General features: G+C 29.9%; 15 protein-coding genes. 8 read left to right on the forward strand and 7 right to left on the reverse strand.

The window, feature by feature from the left end; translation table 11 throughout:
• Positions 1-55 precede the first annotated feature (55 nt).
• The 4 genes from ACE193_RS11295 to ACE193_RS11310 all read right to left on the reverse strand — a co-directional run bounded on the left by ACE193_RS11295 (position 56) and on the right by ACE193_RS11310 (position 5,665).
• Entirely contained in the window at positions 56-2,266 is a 2,211-nt protein-coding gene (locus ACE193_RS11295) for a lantibiotic dehydratase family protein (protein WP_375563074.1), read from the reverse strand.
• Positions 2,267-2,277: 11 nt separating this feature from the next.
• Positions 2,278-3,906, reverse strand: a complete 1,629-nt coding sequence (locus tag ACE193_RS11300) for a S41 family peptidase (protein ID WP_375563075.1) — start codon at positions 3,904-3,906, stop codon at positions 2,278-2,280.
• Positions 3,907-3,999: 93 nt separating this feature from the next.
• Positions 4,000-5,220 carry a lanthionine synthetase LanC family protein gene (locus ACE193_RS11305; RefSeq protein WP_375563077.1) on the reverse strand — a complete coding sequence of 407 codons (1,221 nt, stop codon included), beginning with the start codon at positions 5,218-5,220 and terminating at the stop codon, positions 4,000-4,002.
• Between the two features lie 208 nt (positions 5,221-5,428).
• The gene (locus ACE193_RS11310; protein WP_375563078.1) at positions 5,429-5,665 is read right to left on the reverse strand and encodes a class I lanthipeptide; all 237 of its coding nucleotides are present in this window, start codon (positions 5,663-5,665) and stop codon (positions 5,429-5,431) included.
• Between the two features lie 376 nt (positions 5,666-6,041).
• Here ACE193_RS11310 and ACE193_RS11315 point away from each other — a divergent pair, with 376 nt between their 5' ends.
• The 6 genes from ACE193_RS11315 to ACE193_RS11340 all read left to right on the forward strand — a co-directional run bounded on the left by ACE193_RS11315 (position 6,042) and on the right by ACE193_RS11340 (position 12,222).
• Entirely contained in the window at positions 6,042-6,941 is a 900-nt protein-coding gene (locus ACE193_RS11315; RefSeq protein WP_375563080.1) for a hypothetical protein, read from the forward strand.
• Positions 6,942-7,173: 232 nt separating this feature from the next.
• Entirely contained in the window at positions 7,174-7,356 is a 183-nt protein-coding gene (locus tag ACE193_RS11320) for a hypothetical protein (protein ID WP_375563081.1), read from the forward strand.
• 665 nt (positions 7,357-8,021) lie between these two features.
• A complete protein-coding gene (gene gldJ / locus ACE193_RS11325) occupies positions 8,022-9,257 on the forward strand; it encodes a gliding motility lipoprotein GldJ (protein WP_338789872.1) in 1,236 nt (411 codons plus the stop codon).
• A gap of 237 nt (positions 9,258-9,494) precedes the next feature.
• The gene (locus tag ACE193_RS11330) at positions 9,495-10,940 is read left to right on the forward strand and encodes a hypothetical protein (RefSeq protein ID WP_375563082.1); all 1,446 of its coding nucleotides are present in this window, start codon (positions 9,495-9,497) and stop codon (positions 10,938-10,940) included.
• Positions 10,941-10,957: 17 nt separating this feature from the next.
• Complete coding sequence (locus ACE193_RS11335; RefSeq protein WP_375563084.1) at positions 10,958-11,521, forward strand: hypothetical protein; 564 nt, start codon at positions 10,958-10,960, stop codon at positions 11,519-11,521.
• Positions 11,522-11,526: 5 nt separating this feature from the next.
• Positions 11,527-12,222: a DUF2490 domain-containing protein gene (locus ACE193_RS11340; protein ID WP_375563085.1), complete on the forward strand. Its 696-nt coding sequence runs from the start codon at positions 11,527-11,529 to the stop codon at positions 12,220-12,222.
• 134 nt (positions 12,223-12,356) lie between these two features.
• Here ACE193_RS11340 and ACE193_RS11345 read toward each other — a convergent pair whose 3' ends face one another.
• Both ACE193_RS11345 and ACE193_RS11350 read right to left on the reverse strand, forming a co-directional pair.
• Positions 12,357-12,998 carry a lysozyme gene (locus ACE193_RS11345; RefSeq protein ID WP_375563086.1) on the reverse strand — a complete coding sequence of 214 codons (642 nt, stop codon included), beginning with the start codon at positions 12,996-12,998 and terminating at the stop codon, positions 12,357-12,359.
• Between the two features lie 369 nt (positions 12,999-13,367).
• Complete coding sequence (locus ACE193_RS11350) at positions 13,368-14,906, reverse strand: YifB family Mg chelatase-like AAA ATPase (protein WP_375563087.1); 1,539 nt, start codon at positions 14,904-14,906, stop codon at positions 13,368-13,370.
• 420 nt (positions 14,907-15,326) lie between these two features.
• Between ACE193_RS11350 and ACE193_RS11355 the strand changes: the two genes are divergently transcribed.
• Positions 15,327-15,692 carry a hypothetical protein gene (locus tag ACE193_RS11355; RefSeq protein ID WP_375563088.1) on the forward strand — a complete coding sequence of 122 codons (366 nt, stop codon included), beginning with the start codon at positions 15,327-15,329 and terminating at the stop codon, positions 15,690-15,692.
• A gap of 10 nt (positions 15,693-15,702) precedes the next feature.
• Positions 15,703-16,911 (forward strand): hypothetical protein, encoded by a 1,209-nt coding sequence (locus ACE193_RS11360; protein ID WP_375563089.1) that lies wholly within the window; start codon positions 15,703-15,705, stop codon positions 16,909-16,911.
• A gap of 66 nt (positions 16,912-16,977) precedes the next feature.
• Here ACE193_RS11360 and ACE193_RS11365 read toward each other — a convergent pair whose 3' ends face one another.
• A complete protein-coding gene (locus tag ACE193_RS11365) occupies positions 16,978-17,778 on the reverse strand; it encodes a M48 family metallopeptidase (protein WP_375563090.1) in 801 nt (266 codons plus the stop codon).
• Positions 17,779-17,831 lie beyond the last annotated feature (53 nt).

Here is a 17,831-nt window from a genome sequence, read left to right on the forward strand (position 1 = left end):
ACCAATATCAAAAATAAAATGTATAGATTCAAAAATGGTAAATTGGTGTTTATGTTTATATATCCTTATAAATAGAAAATATAAATTCGTTAACAAACCTTTTATTATCTACATCTTTACACAGAGTGTCCTCAGAGAAGATAAACTCCTCTAGAATAAAGCTATTTTTTTTCTTTAATAGAGTAAGTAACATTTTTACAGTAGAAAGATTCTCTAAGTTAATTAGTAATTTGTTATCACCTTCAATAAAATATACTAGAGATGGTAAGTCCAAACGAGTTTGTAATTCTCTTATCTTTTGTAAGATAGTATCAGGGTTTTCAATCTCGTATATGTCTTTTATTTCTTCTGTTTTAATTCTCCATTTTGCTGTAGAAAGTAAAATTTTTTTATATATCACTCTCGGAAAAAACTCAAACATATTATTCAAACTATCCCAACCAAAGCGCACTAAATTTCTTTTATTTAAATGCTGCATATCACAAAGAAATTTATAAGCAGGAAGAGTGCTTAGTTTGTAGTTATGTGCTGTTGTTAGCTTTGGACATATCTCTTTTTGTGAGTACTTACTTCGTAAAAATAGACGATTATACCTAATAGAAATTAATAAATCATCTAGACATATTTTTTGTTCATCATGTTTGTTTGATCTAGAAAGGAAAGAAATTTCATGAGAACGAAGAGATGGACGCATAAGTACATTTCCTAAGCGATCTTCAGGTAAATGAACAATCTCTGCAAGAACTTTATCTATATTTATTTGTTCTTCTTTTGCTATGATTTTATTTACAAAATCATTAATTTTTTCATCTCCATGGCAGAACCTACCTAATAGATTAGCTGCACTAGAACCTGAAAAGAAGTTAATATAGAGATACTGCTCTCCATCTATAATAGCTAACTGAGCAATTGTTGAAAGTGTATCATGAAGATCTGTCCATTTATCTTCATTTGGTATTTCACCTTCATTTATTACTATTGTTTTTTCCTTATTTTGTATAGCTTTGAGGGTTTTATTTAGTATTAACTGATCAACATCAGACCATTTTTTTTGTTGAGATAAACTTGATGAAGCATTTCTTCCAAAAACAATATCATCTATTAAAGGATTGACATCACCAGCTCCTGTATTAACTGGATATCCCAACCCCATTTCTTTATCTAAAACCAATGAAAGTGGAATTTCTTGTGATTCATATCGCTCTTGAAAGGCTTTTTTGAAGTCATCTAATTCATTTTTCTCATCTAAATTTTGTATATAAGCTATATTATTTAATAATTTGAATGCTTCTATTACATCTTGTCCAGTAGTATGTTCTAATAAATTATCTTTAGTTCCTACAATGAGATCAGTTTGAAATACATACTTCTCTTCTATAGGTATATTTAATGTTTTTAATAGTTTTATAATTTCTTTATATGTGCTGACATCATTTTCTAGTTGAGCATCTAATTGAGTTAATTTATTTCTAATATCTTTGAATACCTCTACTTGATCAGTTTCTTCTATGCGTTCCAAAACATGAATAATATTATCTAGATTCTCTTCTCCACATACTGTTTGAGTGAGTTCATTAATTAAAATTTGGCTATCGATAAGTTCCAACACAAAATCTTTAGCATCCTCAAGACTAATCTCCTCATCAAAATGTATTACTGATTTTGCAATTTCATTAATATTTTTACCTTTTTTACATCCTTGAATAATAAGTTCTAAATATTCTGAGTTTTCTACCTCTATAACTTTATGAGTAAGTATTGATTTATCATTATATTTATATTCGATAAATCGCAGTAAACCTCCAACCTTATACAGGCTATCATTGGGATAATAGAGAAGTTGTTCTTTTATGGAAGGGATGTCTTGAATATATTTGATAATAACGCCTGTTAAATTCATATCCAATCGTGTATGCCTTTTATTGAAGGCATTATCTCTATATATTTTAGATTTTTGACTCAAATTACCAACAGTACAGCCAGAGAACATTCCAAAAGGTGTTGGACGTGTACTCATTCTAGATATATATTTTAAAAAAGATGTTTTTAGCTTTTCATTGCTCTTATTATCTTGAGCAATAGACCACTTTTGTAATTCTTTAAAAAAACTTGGTGAAGCCAAATAAATAGCTTCTTGTATAGCTTTTTTTAAAAAAACATCTTTTAATTTCTGGTCTGTAATTTCTTTACCCTTTGTAATATCTAAAAAAGAATCTATGGATAACAATGGAGTCCTTAGGATATATGTATCAAAAAAACTATACATAATGAGTTATATCAAGGTTTAGATGAGGTAGTAATTAATTTAATAGCTGTTTGGATATATTCCTCTTCAGCCAAAGATGAAGTATGCTCTTCTACTAGAACATCTATCTTTATTCCTTTTCTTTGTATTTCTTCTCCATTTGGGTAGAAAGCACCTAGGCTCGTAAAGCTTACTGTTGTACCATCAGGCGTAGTAAAAGTAGCTATATTCATAATAGATCCTGCGGTAGGTTCTCCAATGGTAATACAATTCGGAGATGCCTGAATAGCTACACTTATATATTCTGCTCGGCTTTGTGTAGCATGATTAACTAACAAAATTACTTTGCCTTTATAAAAATTTGGATTGCGCTTACCAGCTCTAAAAGGATTTATGATTTTTCCTAGTGGAGCTTCTATCATGTTTGCATAAGAAGGCTTACCTTTTACAGGTGCAATAATTTTAATGAAGTTAGTTTTATCAGGGTATAAAAAATTAGCAAAGTCTGTTTCAGAAATATATTTTGGATAACATCTCATATCGATAATGAGACCATCCGTTTTTTTAAACTTCTTAAATACTTTCTTGAGATCTTTCTTTGAAATAGTATAAGGGTTAATATAACCTATTTTTTCAGTAATAAATTGCTGTTGTGCTAAAGGTTTAGGATATAAAGTAGTATAACCTTGTCCTTTTATGTTATTATCATCATAAAGATGATAAATAGATTCTCTAACTATTCCTCCACGATTAACTTTTACACGAATAGAGTCTTTATCATTAAATAATATCCATCTTGCCCATTTTTTCTTAAAACTTTCATTTGAACACGAGATAATTTCACCAACATTTTCATTTAGTCTAGATTTAATATCCACTCCTTCAATTTCAAGGATTAAATCTCCTAATTGAATATCATCTTGTTGAGCTAAAGTTTTATTCCAAATATCTGTGACTACCAATGTATCATTTATTAGAGCAACATTGATGATAGGTTTGTATTGAAAAAGTGTGTCTTGTAAAGTCAAACTAAGATAATAAGCATGTGAATCATTTAGAGATGCAATCAATTTTGCTTTGGCTTTCTCATAGACAAACTCTGAATCTGCTAAAATAAACTCTTTGAGATAAGGTACTAATTGACTTTCCCAAGTATTATCAGTAAGATATTTATTAACATTACAATAAGCTATCATATTCCAAAAACTAAAAAAAAACAATACTCTATATTTTTTTAGTTTGTAGTCAAAATGAGGTACTGCTTTCTCATTATCAAAAGTAGGAATTAGATTGAATCTACTTGACGAAAAGTAATAATTTTTGCTAGGGGTTTGTAAATGAGTTCTTAATTTTTTTCTAATTTGTTCATTAGTAAATACACTATCTATCCATTTATAATTTACATTCTTAGTAAACAAGTTAGTTGTATCTAGCCTGTTTAGCGAAGTGCTTTTTTTGTAGTTAGCTTTCTTATCATAAGTATCAATAAAGTGAATTAGATAATTATCCAGATGACTTTGTTTCTGAATATTATCGATACTATCTATTGCTTTCAAAAACACCTCATTCCAAGAATACTTACCTGCACTTATTTTAGGATGATGATATTTGAGAAATCCCCAAATAAGTCCAAATTGTTTGTAAGACTCTAATTTATCCATTTTTTTGGCAAAAACAATGCTTGTGAACATCATCATACTACATACTAATACTATAAAGCGTATTTTCTTTTGTAACATTTTTTTATTATTCAATTAATATTTTATCATCAAAATCTCTTCGGCAGTAGAGGTATCCCATTCTAAGAATTTTTGATAACATACTAATACTCCAGCCAAACCCTCTAAAATGGATAAATTTTCCTCAATAGAGTTCACAATCACAAATCCATAATTGATATTTCCTTTTTCTTTTTCTTTATGTGCTTTTGTTTGTTCTAACCAGTAATTTGCTGTTTCTAAAAAAAACTCTTCATTAGTTATCTTGTAGATATTTAAAAACATTATTGCTAAACCACTTGTGCCATGACAAAAACCAGCATCAATAGTGAAGTTTTGCTCATAGTCTCTACGTTGAGCAACAGTTCTAAGCATGCTTACAATACTATCATAATGTTTATTGATTCCTAAAAGATTAATAGTATGCAACAATGTGTACAAGATTCCTAAATCTCCATAACACCAACCTAGTCTGGAATTCTCAGCTTTATAGGATTTATTATGGAAATCTGTTGCCTTTATTTTGAGAGGAAAATAACAATAAATAACATCGTCTAACTTTTGAAGATGATTTAAATAAAACTCTATAGCAGCAACAACTATTTCCTTTATTTTACTGTTAAGTTCTGATAATAAAATATTTCTTGAGAGAACTTTTGAAAGAAAGAATATATTAGCTCCCATACCGTGAGCATTGCCAAAATCTATAATTGTATCATAGTAGTCATACTTATCATATTTTGTCCAATAGATAAATCCATCTTCTGTTTGACTTGTTTGAGAAATGGTAAGTTGAACAATTTTTTCAAGATTTTCTATATTTTCTCTTTCTAAAAAATAAAGACCAACACCAACTAAACCGTGTAAAATATCAAAATTATTTTGCTCTGATAATGATACTATCTGTTCTTGTAGTATTTCATCAATTTCGCTAAGAACAGCATCTATATCTTGCTGCAATGAAGGAGTGTGTATTAGTTTTTTCTTCTGTAATTGAAGTAAAACATAACCATATCCAGCGAGACCATCACAATAGGTTGGGCTTATATGGGTAGATTCGTTAAGGATATCAAATGTTTTATGAATATACTCTTCAATTACCTCTCTATTAGATAAGGGTTGTGTTTGACTAAGTGTAAGAATCAAACCTGGCATACCTGCTAACAATCCTATATGACGTGCATTACGTACATGTTTAATTCTTTCCCAATCAGAAAGATAATCAGTTATATTTTCTACTTCTTTAACAATATCCATACAATAAATAAAAAAAAGGCTATAAGTGTAAAATAGAAAGAATATCATAAACTAATTTAAACACAATTAATTTATGATATTCTTTACTAGAAGTAATCTATTTAGATTAAAAGTGTTAAAATCTTTTTTAGAGACTAATAAGATAATTAGAGACTAATAGACAATTACACTCTATTCAGCAGACAGTTCTTTAGTAAAAATAGAGGTTTTATTCAGCAGATATTTCTGCAATACCACATCTTTGAGGAGCAGTAGTTGGAAGAGGACATGAGCCTCCCCAACAGGTATTGCCCTGCCCTGCAGAAGCAGGCTCACAACCGTGTGGGCTACAGCATAAAAAACCTGTACATCCAGAATATGAAGTAGTTCCCCCTCCATTTATAGAGGATTGTTGCTCTTCTGTAAGTACAGATACAACTTTTTTCTTTAAATTTAATTTGCTCATAGTTAATTTAAGTCTATTGAAATAATTAGATTGTTAAAAAAATAAACGTTAATAACGGTTAATTTAGCAAGTAACTAGGTTTGTTATGGAAAACGAAGCCTATTTTGTTGTTGTTATATATTTAACTGATTACCAAATCTATAAATAGTTGTAATAACTACTTGCTATAAAATTGGAATACTCATACTACAAAGCTAATTAAAACTTAACTACTTTTCAAAATGGTAGGGTAAACTTCCTAAATTTATTTTTTACCTTTCATAATTAGCATTAGCAATATTTTTTTCTTTTCAAAAGGCTATTGCAAAAGTAAAAAAATTCAACAGTGTCATAAAAAACACATTAAGTTCATTTAATTATATCAAAATTATAAACTATGCAATCAATTAGTATTTTAGGCTGTGGCTGGCTCGGATTAGAAACAGCTAAATTCTTTATAGAAAAAGGAATATATGTAAAAGGCTCAACTACCTCAAAAAAGAAAAAAGATATTTTAGAAAAAGAAGGAATCAAACCATACTTATTAGATTTGAATGAAGAAAATATCACTAAATTTTCAACAAATACAACTGAATATTTTAAAAATTTTTTCGAAACAGATATTGTTTTGATAAATATTCCTCCACCAAAAGAGAACAAAGAATTTTATAAAACTCAAATGGATTTTATCACAACTCATTTATTAGAAAATAAAAAAGCGACTAGGAAAGTAATTTTTATTAGTTCGACTTCTATCTATAAAAATTATGATGCAAAACTCAATAAAGAAGTCATTGAAAACGATGTCCAAAATTTAGAAGAAGCCAATCGAAAAGATATTTTTGAAGCTGAAAATGTATTTGTAGAAGCTAGTAAAAAGACTGATTTAGAAGTTGTTGTCTTACGAGCAGGTGGACTTATGGGAGCAGAGCGAGTAGCAGGAAAGTATTTTGCAGGCAAAAAGAACTTAAATACAGGCAACATTCCTGCGAATTTCATACATAGAAAGGATTTGATAAACATTATTTCCCTAATTGCTAAAAAAACAAGTAAAAAAAGTCTGTTTAAAGATAAAAAACGCAACTATTTTGAAGTAATTAACGTAGTCTGTCCAATCCATCCAATACGTCAGAAAATCTATCAAAAGAATGCAATAGACTATAATTTTGAACCTCCCACATTCACAAACAATGAACAAACACCTGACTATAAGATAATTAACTCAGAAAAACTACAAGAACAATTAGGATATAAATTTATTTATCCAAACCCGTTATATTTTCCAATAGAAAGTTAATTTAAAGTATCTTTGATAGTAAAACACTTTAAAAAGCACTTCAAAACACCCAATTTCAGTTTTGATGCAATGGCTTCTTTTCGATAAAAGCCATTAAAAAACTTAACTTTGTGTTAATAATAGATATTGATTCATTCCCTTAAAATGAATCTAATACAAAGCTCATAAAATTGTGAAATGATTTGAATAAATATAATCATCTCCCAAAACTACTCACTAGACTAATTATTTTATGAAACTCAAAAAATTAATTCTTTTACAATTAACTCTTTTTTTCGGTTTAGCAATTATGGTTGCCTGTGAACGTAACGAAGAATGTGCATTAAGTGCTGCACAAAATATTGAAAAAGATTCAAAAAAATTAGAAGTTTCTAGTTATTCAGTTACTTCCACTATTCCGATTCTTAATAAATGATATTCAAACGTTACACATCCGTTTTTTAACTCTATATCCCCTTTATAATATTAAAAAGATATTTTTGTAGCATTTTTTGAATTTCTTATCAAGCCTTATTTTAATTTTGCATTCTCCTAGAAACAAGTTAGAATAAGGTTTTTTATATCAAATTACCAAAACAAAATACAAGCATCTAGTTTTTAAACACAAGTTTTACAAAGCAATATAGAGAACTGAAAATTGTATGACTCATATATTTAAAAAAATTGAACTTTAAATTTCCTATTCTACTATTTTTTTCTAAAATTTGTAAATAAATTTATCTTATTTAGGAAGTTAAGCACAATAAAACGGCACTTTAAGCATTATTGATATAAGGGAAATTATATAAATGGTTTTTATGTATCTTTGTAACCTTTATAAACGAGCATTTTGAAAAACAGAATTAAGTTTTAGGTAAATTATTATTGTAACTAACAATTTTAATGAATCTTTGCTTGAAATTTGCAAGATTATAAAAACAGAATTAGGTTACAAAATTTGAATGTAAACAAAACCTTTTTCCCAAAACAATTTAGAAAATACTAATACTAAGCAATTTATTGTTTTTTATTGAATCCAACTCAAACAAAAGATTTTATAGAAATTCAATACAATTTAAAAAGATTATAATACCACGCATTATGGCAAAATTGAGTTTTCAGTTCAGCGCATTATTTATCCTAGCTTTAGGATTAATGCTAGGAGGTTGTAACAAAAAACCACCAACAAGTACCGACCCTGGTAAAAAAAGTACAGCTACAGGAGTAGCCTTTGGTAAAAAGAAACCAAATGGCGAAGAAGGTGGCTTTAAAGTAGAAAAATTTAAAGGACAACCTGCTGGTCCTAACCTTGTCTTTATTGAAGGTGGTCGTCATATTTTAGGTTCTTTTGAAGAAAACGTAGAAATGACAGCATCTGATAACATCGAAAATACAGTTACGATTAAGTCCTTTTACATGGATGAAACAGAAATTGCAAATATTCACTGGTTGGAGTATATGCACTATTTATTACAAGATTCTTCTCAACAAGCTTATGAAGAGTCATTGCCAGATACAACAGTTTGGTCTGCCGAATTAGCTTATAATGACCCTTATGTTGATCACTACTTACGTTACCCAGGTTTTCGTTATTTCCCAGTTGTGGGAGTTTCTTGGAAACAAGCAAGTGATTATTCACTTTGGCGTACAAGTATGGTAAACAATGGCTTGGCTATGAAAAGTGGTAAAAAAGATGTAAAAGAATTAGCTAAAAATGGCGAACGTATTCCATTAGAATCAGGTGTAGTTTTACCTGGATATCGTCTTCCTACAGAAGCAGAATGGGAATATGCAGCAAAAGGCTTAATCGGAACACAATATTTGGATGAAGCACAAGATTATGCTCGTCTTTATCCTTGGGATGGTCACTCACTTCGTAATCCTTACGGAAAGCAAATGGGTCAATTCTTGGCTAACTTCAAACGTGGTCGTGGTGATTATGCAGGTATTGCAGGTGCATTGAATGATGGTGCAATGATTACGACTTGGATTTACTCATATCCTCCAAATGATTTTGGTCTTTATAATATGGCTGGTAACGTAAATGAATGGGTTTGGGATATTTATCGCCCAGGTTCATTTGAAGATTTTGGTGGAGAGCCAAATGCAGATTTGAATCCTATTCGTCGTAATGACTTCTTAGACAAATCTGAAGATTATGACTTTGCTAACTTCGAAACTCTTATTAATAACCATGTTCGTGTTTATAAAGGAGGTTCTTGGAAAGATGTCGCTTATTGGTTATCTCCAGGTACTCGTCGTTATATTGAAGAAGATTCTTCTACTTCTCATATTGGTTTCCGTTGTGCGATGATTCGTGCTGATAGCGATAACTAAAATTTGAATTTAGAAATATAAAGATATATTGAAAGCCTTTTACTTTTAAAGTAGAAGGCTTTTTTTTTAGACTTACCTAGAACTAAATTTATTTAATCTAGTAAATCAATTCATTTGACGAAAAATATACTCTTCTGTCTTTGATTATTAACTCTCGGTATTTACTTTGTAGATAAATTTAAGATAAAATACTAATAAAATGCTAATCGATAGTTCTATAATTATTCTTATATAAAAATGTCCATCTCTACTTCAAATAATTTGACAAACAACAAAACACAAGAAGAAAAAATTCATATCATTGATTTATCACTCAAAGCACTGACTTTTGATTATCTCTTACGTTGGATTTCTTTGGGTAGTTATCGTTTGATTTTTGGAGAAAGTGTTCAAGGTTCACATTTGATTTTCTTTTTCTCTCTACAGTTATTGATTATTATTTTTACACTTGGTTTTGTTTTTTGGAGAGAATATGTATTTCGTGTCAATAATGACCCCAAATATTCCATGCCAGATTCTATTGAACTTATTTGGAAACAATTTTGGGAATTGATTTATAAAAAACGAAAATATGAAATTGTAGGCTCTTCATTCTCTATGTTGTTACGCTTCTTTTTTGTTATTACATTTACTTATATGGTAGTTTCGGCTTCCTTTGATAAGATAGTATTTGATGGTTATAAGGCTAATTTAATAGGTTTTGCAGGAACACTTTCTTTTTTTGTATATGGTATTTGGATATATTTTATTTCTCATTTTAGTGTTCCTGATTCCGAATTTCGTCCAGTTCAAGCTCTAATTAGTGCAGCCAGTCGTAGAAAAGATAATTTATCAGAACTTTTAGAATCCGACTTACAAATAGACAAAATAAATGAAATAGAAAACAATCCAATAGATACGAATGATACAGAAATTTTAGAAATAGAAGGCGAAGTTAGAAACCTCATGAACCGAGTAGAAGCCTATATCTTAGAGAGTGTTATGTTTGGCGCACTTACTTTCTCAGGTTTTTTGACAATTATTGCATCAGATACAGATAGATTAAATTATGTTAGTATGCGTCGTTTTGGTTACAATATCGTTGAGTTTATGCTTGATTTAATTGTCTTTGAATTCAAAAAATTAGAAGAATATCACATTTTTACTACTGATCCAGAGCATTTACTTGTTTTGATAATGTTTCAAACAGTTCTTTGTGCTTTATTTTTCTTGATGGTTATTGCAGCACGATTAAAGTTTAGCAAGACAGCCGAACAGATTGATAATACTGTTCGCCTTGCACGTTCTTACAATGATAAAGAGGAAGAAGTTTATATTCTTAAATTACAATCTCCTCATAACACGCTTTTAGATAAGCGTTTGATTGTGCTGAATCGTAAAATATCTCAACTCGTCTTGCAAGCTGCTGACCTTATCAAAGAAGTACATCCTGTCATCGCTTATATGAGTTTTCTCCGAAATATGGGTGTTTTGTTTTTCTTATTTATCATAATTACCAGTCTTTTGTTTTTTAATACTACGGTCGCTATTTTCTTTGGTGCAATGTCATTGACTGCTTATGTCTATAAACAATTTGATACGTGGTATCGTCAGAAACGTATGCAAAGAATTATTAATCAACATCAAGGAATAGAAAAATCTATTGTTATTGAAGAAGTAGAAAAAGAAGTAACTGTTATTTAAGCAAAAACTCTTAAAAAATGAAAATAATTTTAACCCTTATTTTCTTATTATTTTTTTCTTTTTATTCTTATTCACAATCTAAACTAGAAATAGAAGAACGAATAGACAAAGAAAATGCTCCTCTTGCTGCTCAAGAATTTATAGACTCTTTGTATTTTTCTTCAAAAATAAAATGGTTTGTCGAACAAGATTATGACAGAAAAACGTATGAAGCCAAAACCAAATCTGAAGGAAAAAAGTACAGTATTGAGTTTGATACGTTGGGGCAACTAGAAGATATAGAATTAGAAATAAAATGGAAACAAATTCCTATTTCTACTCAACATAAAATTTGTCAAAAACTAAATAGTAATTTTAAAAAACATAAAATCAAAAAAATTCAGATTCAGTATAGTGGAAACTCAACGGATTTACTTAATTTAAAGACTACTATTAAAAATCTAATTATCAAATATGAAATTGTATTAAAGGGGCAAAAAAAATCTCAAACTCTATTTTATGAATATTTATTTTCAGAAGAAGGAGATTTTGAACAAGAATTACAATTTGATTTTAGAAATACTGACCATTTAGAATATTAAGAGCAGTGATAAAGAAAGATATAATTTTAGTTGTGGGCTTATTTTTTAGCATTTTATTTAGTTCTCTAGCTCAATCTACTTATACTATTGGTGTTCTTCCTTCATTTACACTAACAAAAAAGTTAAATCCAAACTGGAAAATTAGTACAAATGCACAAGTTCGTTTTTCTGCATATCAAGGCGAATTTTCCAATTCAGAAATGTTTCAAACAAATGTTGATTATGTTTTGACAGATATTTCTATTCTAGTAAATAGAAAAGTAAGTTTGAATACCTCATTGGCAGTAGGATACTTGACTAGGTTTAGAAATAATGAACATCATAACCGACTATTCCAACAATTCATCATATCTCAAAAATATAATTCTCTAGGTATAGTACATCGTTTTTCTACTGACCAAACTTTTAGACCTAACCAAAAAACAGAATTTAGAGGGCGTTACCGTTTAGCTTTTGATAGACCTTTAAAGGGAAATAAACTCAATCCAAAAGAATTTTACTTAAAAGTAAATAATGAGTATTTAATCTCTCTACAAAATCAAGAATGGAATAATGAAATTAGACTCATTCCTTTTCTAGGTTTTGCTTTTACAGACAAAAACAAATTAGAGATGGGAATAGATTATCGTATTAGCTCTTTGGGAGATGAGTTTTTGAAAAATAATTTTTGGTGGAGTTTGAATTATTACTTGAGTTTTTGAGTACCAAAATTAAAAAAACCATTTATCAAAAAGTAATTAACTTTAGATAAATGGTTTTTTAGATTATAATAACCCATTATTTGAATAAACAGGTTTTGGAAGTATTTAATTGTGTGTTTTTGAGTAGAGTTTATTTAATTCAGTTGATTTTTAGATTCTACAACAGAATTATGACTCAAACTTTGACTTGAATTTGATTTTTTATCATTAGCTGTATAAAGCCATAATTCAAATTCACGTTCTTCTTGCAAGTTGGGGTTTGGCGAACCATTGATATTAACCCAACGCAAGATTTCCTCATTTATCTTTTCCTTATTTTGTATTTTTTTATACAACGTACTACGATAAAGTTTGGAAGTTCCGAAAGCAAAACAAAAATTAGTAATTGCTATGAGCTTTGTGCCTTTTAGTTTCAAATTTTTCTTTACCCATCTTTTAGAGTAATTCAAATCATGAAGCAATAAAGAATCAGCTTGCTTTTCAGTGATGCCTCCTAAAAGTGCGCTATCTCTTTTGGTAATCAAATGACCATAACCAATAGTTTGATAGCCTGCTGCACAATTATAAGGCTCTAACATAAGTCCTTCTCTGCTTTTAATGCGAGTGATAAGACTATCCCATGTATATAGGACTTTTACTTCATTTTCTATAAAATCATCTTCATCGCCGTCTTCTAAACTGATAGTCGGTTGAATGACTAGCGTGTTAGAAGGTGAATTGAACGATGTAATGAATAAAACAAAAATTGACAAAGTAACTATTTTGACATATATCATATTTAGAGTTGATGGTGAACGGATGCAAAGGTAAGACCTTATCATTCACTTATCCAAATTCTAACTAATTGTTTTTCAGTAGGTTGTCTTTTTGACACTAAAGTAAAACAGCCTTTTTACCAAAATAAATTCTGTATTTTTCCCTTTTTACAGAATCTGACCTTATTATAAGTGATGTAATTTATACTTTATTCTGAAACTGTAATCTTCACTTAATTCTTACATAAGAGTTAAAAATCTGCTCAAAAAATCTATTTTTTTAGTCAAACAATTTTTTAAATTACACGTAGCGTTAATAAAATGACTGTTGGTCAGTTAATTTTTTGACTTTAGACTTTACTTAATACAATGGTAAAATGATTTTAGAGGCTATGAGACCCAATCGCTTCTATCCAAACTTCTGAACTGAATAGCCTCTGCAATGTGTGCTGTTTGTATAGTTGGACTATTTTGAAGGTCTGCAATGGTTCTAGAAACTTTCAGAATCCTATCATAAGCTCTTGCTGAAAGTCCTAATCTTTCCATTGCATTTTTTAAGAGGATTTTACTTGTTTCATCTATCTTGCAAATCTTTTTTACCATTTGGGAGGGCATCATGGCATTGGAGTGGACAGAATCTATCACTTTAAAGCGTTCTTCTTGGATTTTTCTTGCCTTGATGACACGATTTCGTATTTCTTCACTACTTTCAGCCTTTCTATTTGCCGTCATTTCATCGAAAGAAACAGGTGTTACCTCTACATGTAAATCAATTCTGTCTAATAAAGGACCACTAATTTTGTTCAAATATCGATGCACGATGCCTGTTCCACAGACACATTCTTTTTCTGGATGATTATAATATCCACACGGACAAGGATTCATACTAGCAATCAGCATAAAATTACAAGGAAATTCTACGGAGACTTTAGCCCTTGAGATAGTAACTTTTCTATCTTCTAAAGGCTGGCGCAACACTTCCAAAACACTACGCTTGTATTCAGGCAATTCATCTAAAAACAAAACTCCATTGTGAGCAAGTGAAATTTCTCCTGGTTGAGGATTTCCACCACCACCAACCAAAGCAACATCACTAATTGTATGATGAGGCGAACGGTACGGACGAGTAGCAACAAGTGCAGCATTTTCGCCCAAATGTCCAGAAACAGAATGAATTTTTGTTGTTTCTAATGCTTCATGAAGTGTTAGAGGAGGTAAAATAGAAGACAAACGTTTGGCAAGCATTGTTTTTCCTGCCCCTGGTGGACCAATCATGATTACATTATGCCCTCCTGCTGCTGCAATTTCTAAAGCACGTTTTATATTTTCTTGTCCTTGTACATCTGCAAAATCAGCTTCGTATTCATTTTTTTGCTGACTAAAAATTTCTCTAGTATCGATTACTAATGGTTCAATATTGAGTTCATCTTCAAAAAAACCGACTGCTTCTTCTAATGATTCGACAGGAATAATATCCAAATTATTTACGATAGCAGCTTCCTTTGCATTTTCTTTAGGCAAAACAAAACCTTTAAATCCTTGCTTTCTAGCTTCGATGGCAATAGAAAGAACACCACGAATAGGGCGTAGTTTTCCATCAAGAGCCAACTCTCCCAAAACAATATATTTATCAAAATTGGGAGCTGTGATTTGGTCAGAAGCAACAAGCAAGCCTAGTGCAATCGGTAAGTCATAAGCAGAACCTTCTTTTCTGACATCAGCAGGTGCAAGATTGACAACTACTTTTTGGCGAGGAATACGAAATCCTAATTGTTTGACAGCAGATTCGACACGCTGCTCACTTTCCTTGACAGCACTATCAGCCAAGCCGACAATTACGATTTTTGTTCCTTTAATAACATTGACTTCTATAGTTATAATATTTGCTTCGACACCGACTACGGATGCTCCAAAAGTTTTAGCTATCATTTTTATAATTTTGTTTATAATTGAACCTCAAATTAATCAAAAAAGAATTACAATAAAATAAATATTTTGATTTATAGGACAAATACACTAAATTTTGAATGCCTTCATATTTATCATTATCAATAGTTTATTTGGTTCTCTGACAATTTTTGCACGATGTTGTTGGTGGGATCAACAACGGCAGGTTATAGCCGTTGTCGGTGTCTCCACCGACGACCACCAATGTTCAAAATTCGAAAAAATCAATAAGGTGCAAAAATTGTCAGACAACCGTTTATTTTTGAAAAAACTAAATAAGAATTCTATATATTTGGTTTGATTTTTACTAGAAGTAATTAACTTTTAAAACTTGTGTTTTTTCAAAAAAAAATATTCCTTTTTATTTTTGTTCTTGTAGGGGTTATTCTTCCCTTTATTTTCTTGAAAGACATTTACCCTTTTCATCGTTTTGGAATGTTTGCCGAACCTATAAAGTATCAAGCGCAGTATGAAAAATTTTATATTTTCTACAAAAAAGAAACAGATAGTAACTTTACAGAATTACGACCACAAAATATTCCTCTCAATGCAAATGCTTTTGAAATGCAACTCCGAAAACATCATTATCAACAGAAACATACCGATTTTATAAACGTTTTTGATGAAATAATAAGAAATAAAATAAATTTGAAAGAAAATCTAAAAAGTGGAAAAAAACTCAACTGGAAATGGTATCACGTCATTCAAAAACAAAATTCAGATAATAAGAATAATAAGTTAGATTCGTTGTGTGTATTCTCAAATTAAGTTTTAATTAATGAATTCTAGTAAGAAATATAGATTTTGGATTACATTTTCTTTGATACTTTTATCTCAACTTTTATATTGGTTTTGGATTCGAAATTATACAGTAGATTATTTTGATACTGCTACGAATTCTAGTAATTGGTTTTCAAATCTAGTTGAAGATATTTATCCACGCTTAAAAACAGAAAAATATCGTTTTGATGCTTCTTTTTTTATCAAAAAATCTGACCAAATAGCTATTCGTTTTTTGTTTGTCAGTTCTGTTTTTTCTCTTTTACTTATTCCAAAATTCTATCAAAAAACAAAACTATTTTTTATCAAAAATTCTGTTTATTCACAAAAGATAACACGCAAAAGTCAGTATTTTTTGATTATTTATTTTTTAATTTCGAATGTTTTACTTTCAAATGAATGGCTAGAGATTTTGACAGAATATGCTCAAATAGCTGTTTTGTATGAACCAATTTCATTTTATAAATTCCTATCACCTTCTTTTCCTTCACGTTCTTTTCTCAAAAATTCATTCATTTTTCTCAAAGTCATTACTGGAATAGGAATTAGTTTTTGCTTACTTGCTTTATTTTTTAGAAACCAAATTCTATTCAAAATTGTGTTATTTCTTTGTGTAGTTTTGTCTTCCGTTTTATTTATTTATCTACAAGGTTTTTTATATGGATTTGGAAAGATTGAACATACTTATGCTACTTGGAACTGGGTTTGTATATTGCTTCCTTTTTGGGTTTATAATGGTAGGTGGTCGTTAATGGGGACAACGGCAAAGTTAATTTCTCAAAATTACCTACTTTTTTTAGCTATTGGATTGATTTATACTTCTTCTGGACTTGAAAAAATATTTATTGGAGGTTGGGAATGGATAAACGGAAATGCTCTTTTGAGTTATTTACAAAACTCTCCTACTGATTTAGGACAACATTTATCAAACTATCCTCTTCTAATTACATTTCTTTCTATTCTTACAATCTTGTGGGAAACTAGCTTTTTACTTATTCTTCATAAAAATAAATACATTAGGCTTACTTTGATTTTTGTAGGAATTTGTTTTCACGTAGGAGTTTATTTTTCTTTACACGTAGGACATTATTTTTCTCCTTGGATTTGGGTATATGTTTTTTTGTTGCCAAATTTTGAAGAAAAAAAATTTCGAATCACAGAGAATGAAGAGTTTGAGGAGAAATACAATTACAAATTTCTTTTTTGAACAAAAAATCCTTATTTCTGTATTGAAATAAGGATTCGTAATTTTTAATCCGTAATCTGTAATTAATTACCTAGGAAGTGAAGCCTTAAAAGTTGCGTAATCATTTCCACTTGGGCTAATGCTACAACCTTCTTCTCTCGCTTTGTTGTTGATAGCCTCTACTCTATTATCTGGATTTGGGTGCGTACTCAAAAACTCTGGTGGTGCGCTATTTTGTCCTTCATTGATAATTTTTTGAAAAAAACCTGCTGCACCATTAGCTTGATATTCTGTATCACAAAGATATTTTACTGAGAAATCATCAGCTTCACGCTCTGCTTTTCGGCTATAACTAAGATTTACTAATCCCTTTGCAATTCCTGCCAATGTGCCTTGGTCATCACCAAAGAAGACTGCAAAAAGTGTTTCGTAACCATACGCTTTTGTCATGTTATCAGTTACGTGACGTTTGTCTGCATGTGCAATTTCGTGTCCCATTACACCAGCAAGTTGGTCTTCTGTGTCTAGGTATTTTATCAGTCCTGTATAAACATAAATATATCCCCCTGGGGCGCAAAAGGCATTTAAAGTATTATCATCGTGAATAATTTTGACTTGCCAAGGAAACTCTGAGCGATAACGAATGTCATTTGAAGCCAAAACTTTTTCTGTCATAGCTCTAATAAATCTATATGCTGTATCGTATTCTTGTTCATCTAAAATAATAGTTGAAGAATCAGCTTCGATTTCGGCTGCTACTTGCTGACCTATTTTGAGGTCTTCTTCGATAGAAAAAAAGTTGATATTACCATCTTTATCACAAGCACCTAGAAAAAGTAAAATGCTAAATAAAAAAGGAAGAATAAAAAATGATTTTAATTTTGTCATAATTTGCTGAATAATTTGATAGAATGTTTAGTGAATGAAATAATCTACAACTA

This window comes from Bernardetia aquimarina (assembly GCF_042180575.1).
Taxonomy (GTDB): Bacteria; Bacteroidota; Bacteroidia; order Cytophagales; family Bernardetiaceae; genus Bernardetia.

Coding starts and splice junctions, on each gene's coding strand:
- ACE193_RS11295 (WP_375563074.1), bottom strand. CDS start 2,266: ATGTATAGTTTTTTTGATACATATATCCTAAGGACTCCATTGTTATCC.
- ACE193_RS11300 (WP_375563075.1), bottom strand. CDS start 3,906: ATGGATAAATTAGAGTCTTACAAACAATTTGGACTTATTTGGGGATTT.
- ACE193_RS11305 (WP_375563077.1), bottom strand. CDS start 5,220: ATGGATATTGTTAAAGAAGTAGAAAATATAACTGATTATCTTTCTGAT.
- ACE193_RS11310 (WP_375563078.1), bottom strand. CDS start 5,665: ATGAGCAAATTAAATTTAAAGAAAAAAGTTGTATCTGTACTTACAGAA.
- ACE193_RS11315 (WP_375563080.1), top strand. CDS start 6,042: ATGCAATCAATTAGTATTTTAGGCTGTGGCTGGCTCGGATTAGAAACA.
- ACE193_RS11320 (WP_375563081.1), top strand. CDS start 7,174: ATGAAACTCAAAAAATTAATTCTTTTACAATTAACTCTTTTTTTCGGT.
- gldJ (WP_338789872.1), top strand. CDS start 8,022: ATGGCAAAATTGAGTTTTCAGTTCAGCGCATTATTTATCCTAGCTTTA.
- ACE193_RS11330 (WP_375563082.1), top strand. CDS start 9,495: ATGTCCATCTCTACTTCAAATAATTTGACAAACAACAAAACACAAGAA.
- ACE193_RS11335 (WP_375563084.1), top strand. CDS start 10,958: ATGAAAATAATTTTAACCCTTATTTTCTTATTATTTTTTTCTTTTTAT.
- ACE193_RS11345 (WP_375563086.1), bottom strand. CDS start 12,998: ATGATATATGTCAAAATAGTTACTTTGTCAATTTTTGTTTTATTCATT.
- ACE193_RS11350 (WP_375563087.1), bottom strand. CDS start 14,906: ATGATAGCTAAAACTTTTGGAGCATCCGTAGTCGGTGTCGAAGCAAAT.
- ACE193_RS11360 (WP_375563089.1), top strand. CDS start 15,703: ATGAATTCTAGTAAGAAATATAGATTTTGGATTACATTTTCTTTGATA.
- ACE193_RS11365 (WP_375563090.1), bottom strand. CDS start 17,778: ATGACAAAATTAAAATCATTTTTTATTCTTCCTTTTTTATTTAGCATT.